Origin of the sequence: Pseudoalteromonas sp. Isolate3 (genome assembly GCF_022398505.1) — a bacterium.
GTDB classification, from domain to species: Bacteria; Pseudomonadota; Gammaproteobacteria; order Enterobacterales; family Alteromonadaceae; genus Pseudoalteromonas; species Pseudoalteromonas apostichopi.
The window spans coordinates 1-2,616 of the sequence record NZ_JAKEVN010000220.1 but is presented as its reverse complement, the minus strand read 5'-3'; the positions used below and the strand labels follow the sequence as shown (position 1 = coordinate 2,616).

Here is a 2,616-nt window from a genome sequence, read left to right as displayed (position 1 = left end):
TTAAAAAATAATGGAGAAATTCATGAAAAACTTTGTTACTAAACTGGCTGTTTTACCTCTAACTATTGTATCGGGTATTGCAATGGCTGGCACAAATTTAGTAGAAAACGGATCATTCGAAAACACAGATACAGTGACCGATCACAATGGTCAATGGCAGTTATTTAACGAGATTCCTGGCTGGACAAGAAGTACTCATGCTAAATTCGAAATTCAAACAAATAAACTAGGGATCGTGACTGCACAAGAAGGTAACCAATATCTAGAGCTTGACTCAACAGCCAATTACAGTATTTCTCAAAATATTACTACACAACCAGGCAAACAGTACGAGTTAACCTTTTACTATTCTGCCCGTAAGGAAGGTAATGAAACAACAAATAAAGCTGAAGTTTTTTGGAATGGTAGCTCTTTAGCTGTTGTTAATAGCTCAAGTAAAGGCTGGACAAAATATAGCTTCATCGTTGAAGCTGATAGCACAAGCTCGGTATTAAGCTTTGCAGGTACTGGTACATCTGATTCAGTAGGTGCATTCATCGATAACGTAGTAGTCACTGAAGTTGCTGAACCATGTGCTGTTGCAACAGGTTTATATGGTATTAATAACTTTGGCTCTGAGACTGAAGGCTATGTATACCACTTCAACCCAGAATCAAGCGCTGTAACTGTTGTTGCAGGCCTTAACAATACAGCATCAAATATTGCCAACAAAGACGGTATGCTGTATTTCATGGAGCAACTTGATAAGAATAGCAAAGCATCAAAAATCTATAGCCTAAATTTAGCCACTAACACACAAGCTGAAGTTGTAGATGCGACATCATTCCCTATTTACCGCTCAACGGTAACTGCAGATGGCCTGTTTTTACGTGCGACAAGCAAAACGTATTTGTATGACTTTGATCTAACTACAGGTGAGAAAACAGTATTAGGTAAGCTTTCGTATGAAGGTGACACATTTGCAGACGGCGACATCGCATACTCAAGTGACTACAACGTACTTTACGTGTTAACAGGAAAGGCGCTATATACTCTAGATGAAGGTAGCCTAGAGTTAACACTAATCGGTGAGCACGGTATAAACTGGGCATCAGGCCTTGCAATTGCTGATAACGGGACAATTTATATCTCAGGTAGAGAAAGCGGCGAAAATGCAAAAATCTACACCTTAGATCAAAACACCGCTGAAGCGACATTCGTAATGGATGGCCCAGCACACGTAAACGACTTAACGTTTGTTAGTGAAGCAGTTTGCGCAGCAGAGTAAACTGTGTTTAAAGCCATAAAATGCCAGCTTAGCTGGCATTTTTTTACTGACCTTTGGCATCACTTATTTGTGAGTTTCTTTTGTTCTAACATTTCTTTCCAGTGCATTACTTCTGCAGGCAGAATAGGTGCTACACCATTAAAACCAGCAACCTCAAGCATCTCTTCGACACTTACAACGCCTTTTTTGCGTTTAAAAACACCGCGCACATAAGCAATCGCGTGCAGGCCACGATCAGAGTGAAACTTTTGCTCAATATAAAAGTATTTATGATCCCAGCCAACCAAACGTGTACTAACCGTGTACCTTTGCATTGGTTTAATATCGCGAATATAGGTAATTGCAGTTGCGTTAACGATTGGAAACCAACGGCGTTTCATAATGTGCTTTAATAAACCTACTCGCTCAGTCATCCAGGTACGGGCAAGATCCATCATCGCTAAATAACGAGAATTAGTCAGATGGAAATTAATATCGCAATCCGTTGGTAACGCTTTGAATTCAATATCAATTGTGTCTAACAGTTGTTGATAATCACGATTACGTTTAATTTTAAAAAACAGTAGTATTAGTCGAAAATAGAGGTTCACGGCAAAGGTCTAACCAGTTGATGATGCACAAAGTGTATCACAGCATATTGCTAAGGCGAATATTCTGCTCTAATCTGTGCATATATTAGTATAAAAAAAGAATAACCTAATGAAATTTTTTAGTTTGGTAACTTTATTTAGTGCGAGTTTATTCACCACTTCAGTATTTGCTGACTTTAACTTTCCTGGTGAAGGTACTTTAAAATACCCAACGGGTGTAGAAAAGGCCTTTAATTTTGGCTTTGCGTGGCAACAAGATGCTGAAAAATTCTCGATTGGTGATAAAAGCTATGACATGTCTCTGCCAGAGTCATATTCAGTGGCAATTACACTTAGCAAAGACGAGGAACAAGTATGGGTGCAGGAGTTTAATAATGGCTTTATTGAGGGATTCACTTGGCAAATTGCCGATCACACCCTAAAACTAGAAAAGCGCAAATTTAGCGATACAGTAAAAGGCGATTATGTTATTAGCCTGGATAACCGAGATTACTTTTTTTCTCGCAATAACATCAGTATTGTTATTAAATTCGACAATGATGGTATTAAGAATATCGCCATTGATGGTGTCACCAAAGATATGGGTACCAAACAGTAATACCATTCGCTTAATTAATTGGTCTATTTTTAGGCAATAAAACCTCGTTGATTTCAAAAAAATTTGTTATTTAGTAGTTCTAAATCAGAAATTTTTAACGCAGGTAGCGACAGCTATAATACCTCAAAATGGTTAAGTATTATTGCGGATTGGTATGATAT

3 protein-coding genes are annotated in these 2,616 nt (G+C 38.1%); 2 read left to right on the top strand and 1 reads right to left on the bottom strand.

Features of this window, described 5'->3' with window-relative positions:
• The first annotated feature begins 22 nt into the window (after positions 1 to 22).
• The gene (locus L1D46_RS20340; RefSeq protein ID WP_130051936.1) at positions 23 to 1,267 is read left to right on the top strand and encodes a DUF642 domain-containing protein; all 1,245 of its coding nucleotides are present in this window, start codon (positions 23 to 25) and stop codon (positions 1,265 to 1,267) included.
• A 59-nt stretch (positions 1,268 to 1,326) separates the two neighbouring features.
• Here the strand turns inward: L1D46_RS20340 and L1D46_RS20335 are convergent, their stop codons facing one another.
• On the bottom strand, positions 1,327 to 1,857 hold the full coding sequence (locus tag L1D46_RS20335) for a thioesterase family protein (RefSeq protein ID WP_130051937.1): 531 nt from the start codon (positions 1,855 to 1,857) through the stop codon (positions 1,327 to 1,329).
• A gap of 109 nt (positions 1,858 to 1,966) precedes the next feature.
• On the opposite strand from L1D46_RS20335, the gene L1D46_RS20330 reads away from it, so the two are divergent.
• Entirely contained in the window at positions 1,967 to 2,455 is a 489-nt protein-coding gene (locus L1D46_RS20330; RefSeq protein ID WP_239978141.1) for a hypothetical protein, read from the top strand.
• Positions 2,456 to 2,616 lie beyond the last annotated feature (161 nt).